The following is a 13486-nucleotide window of genomic DNA, read 5'->3' as shown; positions in this document are numbered from 1 at the left end:
CAAAGATAATATTTTTATTTTTTACAACTAATGCTCTATGAGATTTTGTTTCTTCATGTATAAGAGAATAGGAGCTTTCTAGGCGTAAAGATACATGGAAAATGATTTAAAAGCATGGAAAACGTTTTCTTATTTTTTTATAAATTTATTTGATGCGGCTTTAATTACGAGAAAAAAAGACGTATCAGGATTTCATGTCCTGGTACGTCTTTATATTTGTTAACCGTGTTTTTTTTAATACTAATATCCTGGATTCTGTTCCAATACCGGATATTGATCCAATACATTTTGAGGAACGGGAAGCAGGGAATTATAAATCTTGTAGCCGCTGATCTTTCCTAATTCCTGGTCTGCAATCCCCCATCGCCTCCATGTTGAATATTCCAGTCCTTCATTACAGAGTTCTTTCAGGAACAAGTATTTAATATAACCTCTGATTTCCTCTTGAGTAGCTCCCGGAAGTGCTATTATAGGTTGTCCTTTTGCTTCTGTTATCTGGTTAAGGGCCTGTATCGCTTCTATCGTATTTCCTGTCTCATTGGCAGCTTCAGCCATCATCAGCAGTACTTCCACATAACGGACGGGATGGAAGTATTCACCTTTCCTTAAATCGGGAATTGTATCGTCGTATCCACCCCACACTACAGCTTTGTTATTGACAGTAGCGAAAACATCTTCATTCGACAAAGTATAATCTCCACGTTCAATGAGTTCTTTACATTTATAATATGCCTCCTGATATTTTTTATTGTTCAAATACACTCTTGCCACAAGAGCCCGGAGTGCTCCTGTATAATTAGAGGGAAGCTCGTTGGTTACTTTTTCCAAATAATCAAACAGGGCATTGATCTCAGCAGTACCTTCGTCATTATGAGTATTCTTAAATATATACTGTCCATAATAACCAAGAACATCAGAATAAATTAATCCCATATCAACCTTGATATTGCATAAGAGTTCATTCCATAAATCTTTATCATTCATTACTTCCCGGGCTATCTCCTGTAATTGAATTCCCAGGTCTATAGTCTTGTAGGCATTTTTCCAGTAGTTACCAGAAACTGATTCGATATTATTATATGAAAAACCGTGATAACCGTATGACAACTCCTGATTAAGTGTACGGTTCTGATAGTAGAAATTCCGTATTTGCGCCTTCCATTGCTTTTGTGCTTCACTAGCCTGTATAAGCGGACTTGCCTGCCTTTTCATAAAACACTCCCAGATCATTTCATTATTATTTCCATCATAAATCAGAATGTTTTTCCCTTCCGTCAGTTCATCCGTGTTAATTTTCCCATCCCCGTTATAGTCTATACAGGTTTGGTAACCTTCTTTTACTAATTGGTACAAAATTGTATCTGACGCATGTCTGACTAATATATCTCCGGATGTCTCTGTTATATAGTCTCCCAAGAATTCTTTGGAAGTATTGAATACTTTTATTGTGACATCAGCTAACGGTTCCCGATCATCCATATAATCATAGTTCAGCAGGTTCCACACTTTAAAGGTTGTTTCATGTAAGATTGGCTTTTCTTCATGTTCCGGAATGACTTTAGAGACAATGTAGATATAACTATCTCCCGCCGGTATCGCCTCTCCTGTTATCACCACTCCGTTAACTGATACTTCCTCACCAATTCTGGATACTAATAGTTTATCTCCGCCTATGCTGGTAAGTTCCTGACCATCGGTAAGCTCCTCTTTTTTATAGCTGCCGATAGCTACGTGGCGCTTTACAGAAGTAGTATCCAGACCCATACCTGTCCTTGTTGGTGTTTCATTTTTTACGGCAAATACCGTCAATTTTTCGGCTGTAACACCTGTCAGGTCTGTCTGTTTGAGTATTTCAAGAAAATCACTGGCTTGTGGGGCGGCTTCCTTCAAGGTTTCCACTACTTCCTTTATCACTTCCGGTGTTTCTTTAGGTGGTGCCTGTTGCTCTTGTTCGTCGTCAGAACATGCGGATATGAAACAAACTAACAATCCGCATAAAAGCATGAATAATTTATTTTTCATAAATATAAGATGTAAAATATAATATATATGCAAATATATCAATCGTCATATTATTATATAAAAAATCATTGTTAAAAAATGAAATTTGCATACGGCACATTTTTAATTTTAACAAAATAATCAATAAATACGGTTCATCTTTAATTGAAGAGAAAAAAATAGAAAGTACCTTCCGCCGTTGTGTTTTCTTTACTTCTTAATCTATATTAGTTCAAGTAATTGGAAACTTTTGGTTTCAGGTACTCTTCTTGTGTGAGTATTATTTCTTCTTTAATAAGGCTATGGGACGATTGGCAACGGATTATATTTATTCCCTCGTATTTACCTCATCCAGCAATAAGCATTCGCCTTAACCTCCACTTTTGTAAACTTCTCCAGTTCCGCCTTCAACATCTTCACTTCATTCGCAGTCGGTTCGGGAAGGGTAATATCATATCGCGAGCAACAAGATACGAAATTTTGTAATATATTGATATTATAAACTTTACAGATTGAATAAACGGCTAAATTTATATTTTAGTATCATTTTAGTGCCACTATTTAGCCTTTATGAAAGTTATAGCTCAACTTAATATTTTACTACTTTGCCGGACTACGCTATAGCGATGTCTCCGCACTGACATGGAGAAATATAAAACAGGTCAATAGCGGACTGGTCGTTTCAATCCAGACAATGCAAAAGACAAGGAAACAGGTAACGATACCTTTGAACCAATCGGCGTTGAGATGGTTGCCGGATAAAACGGCTGCAAGCCGGGGCAAAAGGTCTTTGACATGACCTTCCTTAGTGCCTGTGACAGATGTCTTAAAAAGATGGCTACTGCCGCAGAGATAGAAAAGAATGTCAGTTCCCACGCCTATAGGCATTCGATGGCTACGCTGTCGTTGGCTGCCGGAGGCGACTTATACACGGTTGACAAACTGTTCGGACATACGAGTATCAACTCCACACAAGTCTATACCGATGTGATTATGGAAACTAAGATTGAAGCGGTAAACTGAAGATCGGATTTCTTTTCAAACAGGCATCATTGATGAAAATTTGTTTTATCACAGTTTTTTCTATTGCTTATTGGGATTGACCAGTGGTAAAGAGTTGTCATTCTGCCTATACAGAATTTTATCACGAAATACTGAGAATTGCACATAGGAAAATAAAGCGCAAATAAGGATTGGAATTATACTTAGTCATTCCGGGAAATACTTATCTCGTTATTACAAAAAAGTTGCAGGTCTTTCACATAATTCGATACGGTAGTAAAAAGAACAGCTTCCATGCCGATGAGTTTTGCACCTTCGACATTGACCATCCTGTCATCGGTAAACAAACACTCCGAAAGGTTTAGGGAATATCTTTCGCATAGGTGGAGATAGATTTCCTTTTCAGGCTTTATGAAATGTTCCTCGCACGATATTACCCATCCGTCAAGCAATTGGAATATATCGTATTTCTCCATGACTTGATAGATTGTATTGCTCCAGTTTGTGAGGCCATAGAGACCGAATCCCGATTGTTTTAGTGTCTTCAGGAGTTCACGCATCCCTTCTACTTCACCGGTAATTTCATCAAGATAGTTGTCTTTAAAAAACAGAAATGCGTCAGAGTATTCCGGATTCTTACGAATTGCCATACTCAACATTTCCTCAAAAGGGATGATACCGCGGTCGCACTGGTCGATGAAATCCCTGTCGGACAAAATGTCATGAAAACGTCTCATTCTCTCGGTATCATTGCCGAAATAGCGTTCCAGCATCGGTTGTAAGTCATGGTTGACGAGAACTTTCCCGAAATCAAAGATAAGATTTTTAATCATGGCTCTGTTCTATTTTTTTTATGACACGACAGGGATTTCCTACAGCTATCGAGTTGTCTGGTATGCCTTTCACTATGACACTTCCTGCACCGATTACGGAATTCTTTCCAACAGTCACTCCCGGCAGAATGATAGAGCCGCCTCCAATCCATACGCCATCTTCAATAGTCACAGCATGAGCGATGGTATCGCAGATGGAAGCTTTGGAATCGGTTCTTTCCGGCATTCTCTCCGAAAAATATATAGAATGTGTGGCAGTATATATTTTTACATCAGGAGCTATCATTACATTATTACCGATAAATATACTATTATTGTCGAGGAACGTACAGTTCATGTTCACAATAACCTTGTTGCCAAAATGGATATTACGCCCATATTCGCAACGGAAATCAATATCGATATACACATCCTTGCCTATGCTTCCGAACATTTGCTGATAGATACGTTGTTTTGCTTCATCATCAGCGTAATCGGTCTCACGGAGTTGTCGCAGGAGTCTTTTGTTGCGTATTGTCATTTCTGTTATCTCCGGCGATGAACCATCGAAAGGTTCACCGGACATACATTTTTCAAATTCTGTTTTCATAAGCTTTGTCTTTTTAATTAAGCAACATCCTATATTGGTTCAGTGTACAGCCTACCTCTTTTTCAAACAATCGGGTGAAATGTTGCGGGTACTGGAAACCGAAATTATAGGCAATTTCATTAACAGTGTAATCCGTAGATACAAGTTCGGTCTTGGCTATTCCAATCGCCTTGTCATGAATGAAGTGTAAGGCAGTTGATTTCAACAAATCGCTGAAATAGTTGGGTGAAAGACAGAGCTTGTCCGCGCAATACCGTACGGTTGGCAAACCTATACGTTTGGCAGTTTTATTTTGGAAATAGTCATCAAGTAACCATTCAAACCCTACGAGAATATCGCGGTTCTGGTTATCGCGTGTGATAAACTGTCGGTCATAAAAGCGTGTACGATAATCAAGAAATGTTTTGATGCTGTCTGTTATGAGGTTCTTGTTGTGACGGTCTATCGGATGGTTCAATTCATATTGAATCTTACGGAAACAGTTCATGATAATCTGACGTTCTTCTGTGCTAAGATGCAATGCTTCGTTAGTTTCGTAAGAAAAAAAAGAATATTCGCGTATCATCCGTCCAAGAGGGGTATTCCGCAACAGGTCGGGATTGAACATCAGCAGGAAGCCGTCAGGTTGGAACTCCATATTATCATCCTCCGTTCCGAACACCTGTCCGGGAGCAATGAATATCAGCGTGCCGTTCTGATAATCATAATAACGGTGGCCATACCGCAGTTCCCCACATTTCTGGTCTTTCAGAAACACTGCATAGAAACCATATATTTTTCGCGCATGGGCGTAGCGGCTTCACGTCGGAGAAGTCGATGAATCCCACCAAAGGATTTTGTGTCTCCACACCCGCCCATTCATTGTACAGGTTTATGTTATCTGCTTTGAATAATTCGCTCATACATTGTTATATATAAATCTTTTGCAAAGGTATTTCTTTTCGTTGAGAAAAAAGAATAATCGGTGAAATTGGTAGAGCAATCGGAGCTTTAGTCACCAAGACTTGGTAAGAACTGCCGTAACTTTGTACCGTGAACAAAAGAAATCAGTAACATTAAAGATTAAGAACAATGAGAGAAGTATCAATTTTTGCGATGGCGATGTGCATGGTGATGTCGCTGCCAGCTTTCTCGCCATTGTCCACCCTGTTTGCCACGATGTGCAGATGCTGGTGTTCCCTGTCGGTATGGCGGCACATGATATATTGGGTGTTCGTTATATCCATGCGCCACATATACTCATGGGCGATTTCGATCATCAAGGCATCCGTCAGCTTGGCCGTGTCCTTGTGGGCGAAATCCAGCGAGATGTGGTACACCGGATTTTTCAGCTTGCATTCCGGTTTGTTATCCGCCTGCCCCTGCATACTTCTTGCGATGGCGGCGTTGTCGTCCAGCCTCACGTCCTTGCTGTCGATGAGCTGTGCCTTCTTCGGGTTGTTCACGTAGTTCATCACCTTGGCGAAGTTCGCCCGTTTCTTCAAGTCACCCATTCATCCGTACTGCTGCCTACAAAGATAAAGTTGCCTTCACCCAGGTTCACTTTCAATTCCTTCAGCTCCAGACGCAAGGGAGGCAGGAGAAGTTTACGTCTCATAAAACAATACGCACAGGAATGTTCACATTCGCCTTTCAACGGGTTATATGTATGTGAAACGAAAGCATACATGTTCCCGGTACTTTTATTCAGTGCCATAATTCTTTTTTTTAAGTTAGTTAAATTTTTTCATTTTCTATTTCTGTACCGCATACGTTCACACCCGAATATATTATGGGTGTAAGCGTACCCGATTATTTCCGTTATATCAAAACCGGGAATAAGTTCCTCTATGAATGCCTTTGCCTTACCCGGCTCAACCCCGGCCTTGCATAAGATACCCGCATAAGCCATGGCCGTATTATTCCTGCCGTTACTCAGCGAGTTCCCGTTCCATGCTTTTCTCAATATCCGGATAATGCTGTCATCGGATATCACCTGCCTGTTCAATCGGTTCAGGAAACCTTCCACCCAGGATTCATCCCGTACCAGAACTGGTTCTCCTTGCACATCCCTGATAACTGTTTCTGTCATCGTATTGGGTATGACAGGTTCCGGTGTTCCTGGTACAAAGTGAAAGGGAACAGGATTTGGATTTTTCCATAAGTCCGGATCATAGGAGAGATAATTCCCTCTGGCCAGGTCGGTGGTGCTCTTGTCTATCCAGGGACAATCAAACAGCTTTACTAATTGCCCGTACAGGTCATAGTGATAAAGCGGTTCACAGTTATCATGCAGGATGATCGCTTTATACCCTGTTCCACCTGGAGTGACAAAACAGGCATAGACACATGGAAATCCCTGCAACCACCCGGCAAATGCCGGCATATCCTTTGGTTCAATATGGTCAAAATCAAGGGCTGTATAGGAAGAATAGACTGTGCACTCATTCTTATGTCTGGACCTGAAGGTTCCATTCCATGTAACTACGGGGAGAAGGGCTTTCTTCTTATTTTTCTCATCTTTACTTCCGGTACTCCTGACGGCTTCTACTTTAGGTTTCAGATGATAGTAGGTGTCATCCCGGATAATTTCCAGTAGCTTGTCTACGTCATATTCCTGCGGTTGGTTTACATCGGTGATTCTAGGAAACAGGGAGACTTTTTCCCGTGCATGTGAGATAATTCTGAATATTGCTGTTTTTTTACCGTTTATCCTAATAGTCTTCTCTTCACAAGTCAGGTAACCGGTAATATCGGATGCGCTCGGTTTACCCTGTATTCCCAGGTCATGATAGATTCCCCGAAGGATTTCCTTTACTTCCGATCTTGTATATTCACCGCCTACTTTCAGTACATTCATCAGTCGACCGGCGATTTCATTCCTGGGTAATAACTTCATGGGAACCGGGGCAAGAGCTTGTTTTATATAGTCCTCCCGCCAGTATGAGCTCTCAAAGCCCTCCCTTCCCAGAGCATCATAGTAATCCTTGTATTTCCTTTCGATAAAGTTGCATTCCTCCAGGAGCAGTGGGGCATTTTCATGCAGGTCACAATACATCCTGGCCTTTCTGTCGAACCGGTTGTCCGTGTTCCATTCGGTGAAGAGACTTTGTATCTCCGGATTATTGCTGTCGGCAGCCTTTGTCACGTTCACCCCGGCCTTCAATGCACGGTACATGGAGAAGTCGTTATTATAGATTCGGTCGGATACTTCCCAGGCCCTCCTGTCTGCTATCTCCAGAATTTCATTCTTAACGACATGCACATGATTATCCGCATCTCTGACTATACAGCAATAATGCTTCTTGTGACCTTCCGTTCTTATGTTATCCTCCATCAGCCGCAATTGTTCGTCTTTGTTGGGTACGGCATTGTAGTTTTCTATCTGACGCAGAGTTCCCTCATTCTTCTCCTGGACGGAATTCTCCAGTTCATCCCTTGTCGCTTTGGCTTCTTTGGTGTTGAAATAAAGAGTTGCTGAATTCCGGAAAGGATTCTCCTCAAGTCTCTGGCGGCCTACTATTTGCTGGAGGTCCACCGAAACATCCACTGCCATGCAACTGACTTGCGGATTGGCAAAAATGTATGAATAGGCGTTGGTCGAATAGAAATCGGCACCTATATATACAGTTGAGGTACAGAAAGTGAACATTTTATGTGATTCTCCTCTTTGTGGGATATCACCGATTTTGAATTTCATGCCCGTTTCTCTGGAAAGATTATCCAGTTTCCGAAGATTCTCAGTCTTGGCTGAACAGATAATGGCAGTTTCTTCCGGTGTAAGCCCGTTTTTTTTGATAATCTTCTTGATTTCAGAAACGCTGTTGATATAAAACACGGCCTCCCTGGCGGTAAAACCTTCTCCATTCACAACGGTTGACTTGCCGTTGCCTTCCCGGTATTTCCCGATCAGGTCAGAAGACAGTTCCAGGACGGGTTTCTTAGATTTCACAACTTCGACATTGGGAGTTTGTGTCATCTCCTCCGGCCAGAGAAGTTCATAAATGATCATATTCCTAAATTGTTCCGTCATATCCAAATAGGATTCCAGATAGGGCGTAGCCGACAAATAGATGACAGTGGAGAATTTCCGGAGTACCTGGCATAGCTCATATTCCGTAGTGGCCTTGTACTGGCAATCGTAAAATATCGCCTGAAACTCGTCTGTCACTACCAGCCATTCAGATATCTCCTCCCCTGAACTGATCAGGACTTCCATGATTTTCCTAAGTGAATCGTAGGTAGTCAGTATCTTGTTCCCTCCGGATCTGATATATCCGGTCAGGTTTTCATTGAAAACAAGCGTGTCAGTCGGGGAAATAAGTCTGCTTTCAAAATACCTCTTCTTATCCCCTTGGTAACGGTACAAGTGCAGGTTGTCGGAAAGATGCTGGGAATACTTGTTATAGAGCAGATGCTTTCTGGGACTGGCTAATATGACTTTCCTGCCTGATCTGAGATAGGCTTCAGTAGCTCCGCATCCGCATATACGTTTGTTTAGAATGTAATGTTGTCCTTCCGGTAGCAGGGTATTCCATAAGTCGTGCCAGTCTGAAAGGTATCTGATCCCCTCAGGGACATTTAATGTAATTTTATGCATGTTTTTGTTTTAAGATTAATAGGGTAAGTCGGAGACAGAGGGTATACGATAGTAGAGAGTATGTAATACATAACCGAAGGGTGGAATATTTTATTCTTCAAAACACACTCTTCTTTATACATTTTACCTCTATTTGCAAACTTTTTTATTCCACCTTTATCTCCCTTCGGGGAGTTATGTATGTCACTTCACTACGTTCCTTTACTCTTTGCCTCCAGCTAACCCCGGTTATACAAAATTTATGGTTCATCTGTATTTTTATCGAAATCCCCCTTAGTCTTTTGTGAGTGGATATTCAGGGTTACTCCGAAAGTACGTAGCAGGAAATTCTTTAGCCCTTGGTATGCTTCAATCTTTGGATAATCCCTCTCACATATGCCTCGGAATTCTTTGAGAGACACATTAATGACCAGCCCTTCATGCAGATCGTATCTCTCCTGTAATCTCTTGATATCTTCCCGATATCTTCTGGGTATTCTCTGTGGAACTGTTTTTTCGTTAACATCAGGACAATCCCTTACCTGGCGGTCCAGTATAGAACTATCGTTCTTACCTGACAATATTATATTTGCTTTCATACATATATCAAGCTTTCGAGGGATTTGAACGGCGAAACAGACTTTTTTTAGAAGAAAGGAGGGTAAAAGAGTAAACAGCCTGACTTATTCTTGGGAGAGATATCAAAATCTCTTTTTATCCGGTTGTCCCGGGAAGGTGTCCCAGAGAATATGTACATTTTGGAGCCTTACCCATGTGATGTAAATAATATGAAATGGATGATCGTATGTAATATGTTGATAATATTTAAAATTTCACAAATACTTGCTATTTCATGTCTGTAATTATGCTTGTTTGCGAATGATAAAAAACATAATTTTGGAGGGTATTTTATATAAATTTCATGCCTAAAATGCTGAAAAATGTGATATCCGGGACAGTGGGATCGTCAGTTCCGGGACAAAGGGACAGTGGATAACTCAAGGGGGCTTAAGAAGCTTCAGATAAACAAAAAGACTGAAACTCATTATTGAATTCCAGTCTTCATTGTATGATTACGTAAAAGTCTTACAGGATATGGTCTTTTTATCAGGCTGCGTTGTCGGGGAATTGTGCATCCTTAATAGCATCCGCGCTGGATTCTTCACTGTCCTTATGCTTTTGAACCACACGGTCAACAGCAGATTTTGACAGTTTCATATGATCTGCTATTTTCCTGACGGAGTATCCTTTTCCACGCAGGGTGAGAATCTCCTGTTCCACCTCTGGTGTAAGCTTGCTTTTACCCTGTGCCAGCAGGTCTTCTTCCTCACATTCCCGAATGAATTCCAAATGGAGATAGCAGTCGCTGCGAATCTCAAAATGCCGTACTTTGTCAGGAATGGCATTGCTGCGTGACTTGAGAACTTTGACATACACCTCAGTAGCATTACATTTGGCTATTGCAAGCACATTATCCGCCAAGTCAGTCAGTTTGGCGGAACCGGCCAGGTCCTGCATCTCAATAGGTTTGGATTTGTCCCGCTTTCTTGTATGCATCAGCGTTATCACTGTTACGTTATAGTGTCCACAGATTAATTTCAGCCTTTTCATCAGATCCTTTGCAACTCTGGCCGTGACACTTCCTGTTGCCGCCACTGTGATACTGTCCAATATGAACAGCACCTTTTTTTTATTCCATGTTTTTGCAATGGTTTCTATTTCGGAAAGAATCCTTTCAAGGTCCCAGGCAGTAGCGTCGATGTATTTCATGCGGTCACTGATCGTTATGCCTCCGAAACGCTGCCCCAACTGGGTATCGCTAAGTTCCGTGTCAATGTACACTACTTCGTCCACCACGGGCTCGGCAGGAGCTGGAAAACCGAGGGTATTCTTACCTGAAGCCGCATCCAAACCCATCTGGTAGGTAACTGAGGATTTACCGGCATTCGTATCACCGGCAATCACCGTAACCTCCCCTTCCACGACCCAGGTACCATACAGGTTGTTTACTTTCCCTTTCTTGGCCCCTTCTTCCACAACCTTGCTAAGGGGAATGACATGGGAGAGGGCTTCAGCTCCGGTGTCTGCTGTTGTCGTTTTCTTTGTCGTACTACGTTCTTTCTTCATTTCTTTATCCTTTTTCTGTTGCATATTCATTTTTTCCAGTTCTTCATCAGTATTCTCCAGGGTTGTTTTTATAACTTGGGGATACTGGCGATAGGAAACGCCTTTCACCAGGTACCCATGTTGTGCTTTGCTTTTTACCACTCCGTCCACATTGTTTCCGAGCTGCTTTACATATATGGCGGGAGGTATCGGTGCGGATTCGGCCTGTTCTATGATAGACTGTATCCATTCCGTCCTTACCATGCGCGCATTATCCATGGGACGGGTTGCTTCACCTTCGATGAGTACCCAGACAAACCTGTCGAAATTAATATTCTTCATCCCACCCAAAAGCGGGGCAAAAGAAACCACCAGGTTGTCTGAAGCGATCTTGCGGAGTGTGTCCATGCGTGACAGGTACGCTTCTGACTCCACACTCACTCCCAGGAGGCAATTGGAAGGGACTGGAATATTCTCGAACAACCGCACAAGGGTTTCCGGACGTTTGGTCAGGATAAGAAATACCTTTGTCTCATCCGCCTGGATGACTTCGACGACTGCCCTGCGCTGTTCATCCGTAATATCGGCATGTCCAAAATCCCCGAGCGGACTGACAAATACAATGCCTTTCCTGGTATCATGAAGGGGAGTATACAGTAATCCTTCATTAAAACCAGGTTTGAAACCATCCTTGAAACGCCTGGTATCCGAACGTTTGGACTGGTTCTCGGCTATGACTTCCGCATAACAGTGTCTGCACCCGGGCGACAGTTTGAGGCAGCCTTGTGTCACGCTCCAGTTGTAAGTGGCATAATCAATATCCGTATAGGGAAGCCGGCGTAGCGAGAGTATGTCCTTATGCTCTCTGCGAAGAAGCTCTTCAACTGTCGGGAAGCGGTATTCTTCCTCCCCCTTTTCCACATGGCTATTTCCGGGAGTCAGAACCTGTGTTTCAGCCGTCTGTCCGTTTTTATCATTGCCGTTTTTATCCGGCTGCATGTCTTCCGTTCTCATTTCTGTTTTTTCTATATTGTTATCTACCTGATTCATCACTCTCGTGGAATCGTTAACATTCTCGTTGATAGCACTGTTTATAGTCCCGCCATCCAAAGACTTCAAATTATTTGTTTTCATATGTAATTTCTCCTTATATTTGTAAATATTTTTACAAATATAAGGCATTTTTTTTACATTTAGGTAGACGGGAATAGAAGGAGGGGAGGTCAAAATAAAGAATAAAAAATATCGTTATAACACACTATACTACAGGATATTATAACGACATAAACAGAGTAGGCGGGAATAGGCGGAAAAAGAGGCGGACGGCTTCTCTATAATTTTAAAACTGACCGTAGTTGTGAAAGGAAATCCTGGAGAGATTGGCTGCCCTTGCTAACCTTGCTGGCTTTGTCTTCCAGAGAGACGTTTTTGCCGTCCTTTCCGATAAAAAGTGATTCATAGTATCGTCTGTGCTCCTGGTCCAGCAATTTTTTCTTTGTTTTTTCACCAAGCACGAAAAATAGAGTACGGAGCGTTATGTTGGAAGTCATCTGGCTTTTCTCTGTCGTCTTTATCCAACGGATAGGATTGGCATTACGTTTGAATACGCTGTTATTGAACAGCAGCTTGAAGTCTCTTTCCGTATCGTCATCCTTTTGCAGGCACTTTTCATCTACCAGAAAAGCATATAGATCCTCCACCAGCGACTGTTCCAGAATAATGTTGTATGAATTCTCCGGTATGAAGCAGAAGTCAAGTTTTAATCCCAGACGGCTTTCTGAAAGAAGGTAATTCAGCTTTTCATTCAATTTTTGCAGATAGGTGTGGTAGAATTGTTTATGCGGATGTGAACCGAACCTTTTATAATGCCTCAGATAAGGGGTATCCAGATGTATCGGTCGGTCATGGGTATCATAGTCCTTCAGAGCGGTTGAAAATAGTTCAAAACTTTCAAGGATGGAATCCTGGAAGGGACGGGGCATTGCCCTGTCGAAATAATACTCGGGAGTAACTGTTCTGTAGCATTCGTGAAGACTGTAAAGGCAATGTAGAAGACCGGACAAGACATTCCTGTCGTCTCCGGCATAGTCTATGAGAAGCTTAAAATGCCTTTCAAAAGAAAGGTGCAACGGCACGTTCACGGATTCCGTCTGTACAGCCGTTCTGAAATAAAAGCATAATTCATCAATGGATATGACAGCCGAGGTTGTTATGAGTTGCTTCATCATTTCCATCTGTTCCGATAACTTTATTTCCATATTTTCCAGAGTTCTGGCCTGGCGTTTTTCTTCCCGGATTTTCGTTGCGTCATTTTTATTAGGGTCCATGATATAGGGATTTATTTACCGCAAAGATAATGAAATAGATGATACATGGCATATCCTAAAAACGGAAAGG

11 protein-coding genes and 1 pseudogene are annotated in these 13486 nt (G+C 41.8%); 2 read left to right on the top strand and 10 right to left on the bottom strand.

All coding sequences use genetic code 11. The annotated features are described in order from the left end of the window. Window positions 1-240: 240 nt before the first annotated feature. Window positions 241-2022, bottom strand: coding sequence for a RagB/SusD family nutrient uptake outer membrane protein (locus tag HCG69_RS08100; protein WP_221649636.1), 1782 nt, complete (start codon window positions 2020-2022; stop codon window positions 241-243). A gap of 571 nt (window positions 2023-2593) precedes the next feature. Between HCG69_RS08100 and HCG69_RS20835 the strand changes: the two genes are divergently transcribed. Together HCG69_RS20835 and HCG69_RS20655 are read left to right on the top strand one after the other, a co-directional pair. Beyond that, window positions 2594-2800 carry a tyrosine-type recombinase/integrase gene (locus tag HCG69_RS20835; RefSeq protein ID WP_354003830.1) on the top strand — a complete coding sequence of 69 codons (207 nt, stop codon included), beginning with the start codon at window positions 2594-2596 and terminating at the stop codon, window positions 2798-2800. Then, window positions 2797-3024, top strand: a complete 228-nt coding sequence (locus HCG69_RS20655) for a tyrosine-type recombinase/integrase (RefSeq protein ID WP_255585573.1) — start codon at window positions 2797-2799, stop codon at window positions 3022-3024. Before HCG69_RS20835 ends, HCG69_RS20655 begins: the two co-directional genes overlap by 4 nt. A 182-nt stretch (window positions 3025-3206) precedes the next feature. Here the strand turns inward: HCG69_RS20655 and HCG69_RS08090 are convergent, their stop codons facing one another. From HCG69_RS08090 to HCG69_RS08050, 9 genes and pseudogenes are all read right to left on the bottom strand, one after another. Next, window positions 3207-3836: an HAD family phosphatase gene (locus tag HCG69_RS08090; RefSeq protein WP_221649635.1), complete on the bottom strand. Its 630-nt coding sequence runs from the start codon at window positions 3834-3836 to the stop codon at window positions 3207-3209. Beyond that, window positions 3829-4425 (bottom strand): sugar O-acetyltransferase, encoded by a 597-nt coding sequence (locus tag HCG69_RS08085; RefSeq protein ID WP_221649634.1) that lies wholly within the window; start codon window positions 4423-4425, stop codon window positions 3829-3831. The genes HCG69_RS08090 and HCG69_RS08085 overlap by 8 nt, the downstream gene beginning before the upstream one ends. A 13-nt stretch (window positions 4426-4438) precedes the next feature. Then, a complete protein-coding gene (locus tag HCG69_RS08080) occupies window positions 4439-5182 on the bottom strand; it encodes a helix-turn-helix domain-containing protein (protein WP_370634138.1) in 744 nt (247 codons plus the stop codon). 316 nt (window positions 5183-5498) lie between these two features. Then, a pseudogene (locus HCG69_RS08075) lies at window positions 5499-5918 on the bottom strand (relaxase/mobilization nuclease domain-containing protein); the annotation flags it as partial. Further along, the gene (locus HCG69_RS08070; protein WP_221649633.1) at window positions 5906-6121 is read right to left on the bottom strand and encodes a hypothetical protein; all 216 of its coding nucleotides are present in this window, start codon (window positions 6119-6121) and stop codon (window positions 5906-5908) included. The pseudogene HCG69_RS08075 and the gene HCG69_RS08070, both read right to left, overlap by 13 nt. A 30-nt stretch (window positions 6122-6151) precedes the next feature. Continuing rightward, window positions 6152-9004 carry a BT4734/BF3469 family protein gene (locus HCG69_RS08065; RefSeq protein WP_221649632.1) on the bottom strand — a complete coding sequence of 951 codons (2853 nt, stop codon included), beginning with the start codon at window positions 9002-9004 and terminating at the stop codon, window positions 6152-6154. A 239-nt stretch (window positions 9005-9243) separates the two neighbouring features. After that, entirely contained in the window at window positions 9244-9582 is a 339-nt protein-coding gene (locus HCG69_RS08060; protein ID WP_221649631.1) for a hypothetical protein, read from the bottom strand. 508 nt (window positions 9583-10090) lie between these two features. Continuing rightward, window positions 10091-12223, bottom strand: a complete 2133-nt coding sequence (locus HCG69_RS08055) for a DUF5131 family protein (protein ID WP_221649630.1) — start codon at window positions 12221-12223, stop codon at window positions 10091-10093. Between the two features lie 197 nt (window positions 12224-12420). Beyond that, window positions 12421-13416 carry a hypothetical protein gene (locus tag HCG69_RS08050; RefSeq protein ID WP_221649629.1) on the bottom strand — a complete coding sequence of 332 codons (996 nt, stop codon included), beginning with the start codon at window positions 13414-13416 and terminating at the stop codon, window positions 12421-12423. Window positions 13417-13486: the final 70 nt, after the last annotated feature.

This window comes from Bacteroides sp. K03 (assembly GCF_019734355.1).
Lineage (GTDB): Bacteria > Bacteroidota > Bacteroidia > Bacteroidales > Bacteroidaceae > Bacteroides > Bacteroides nordii.
Note: the sequence above shows the minus strand (reverse complement) of the source record. Positions and strands in the feature narration are given on the sequence as shown.